Genomic DNA, 234 nt, shown 5'->3' with positions numbered 1-234 from the left:
ACACGCCTTCTGTTACCGGCTCCTGGCAGGTGGGCGTTCGGGGTAGAATGCCAGGCTCTACTCAATGGGTTGACCATATCCGGGATCACCAGGTTTCCTCTGCATCCATTACCTCTGTTCAGGTGTCCGTTGATCAGGGCTCTTCTTCAACTGTTAACCAAGCCATTACTTTAAGGGCTTCCAGCAACCCTCCAGGGGCTGAGTTTGAGTTCTGGGTTCGTCCCCCTGGTCAAA

The 234-nt window shown here is 53.8% G+C and carries 1 protein-coding gene; it reads left to right on the top strand.

Translation table 11 applies throughout. The features are described from left to right. Positions 1-234 (top strand): hypothetical protein (locus tag AAIG11_RS18150; protein ID WP_343187572.1); only part of this gene is annotated, 234 nt, incomplete at both ends.

Origin of the sequence: Anoxynatronum sibiricum (assembly GCF_039414295.1) — a bacterium.
In the GTDB taxonomy this organism is placed as follows: Bacteria; Bacillota; Clostridia; order Peptostreptococcales; family Tindalliaceae; genus Anoxynatronum; species Anoxynatronum sibiricum.
This window is presented reverse-complemented; position numbering and strand designations above follow the sequence as displayed.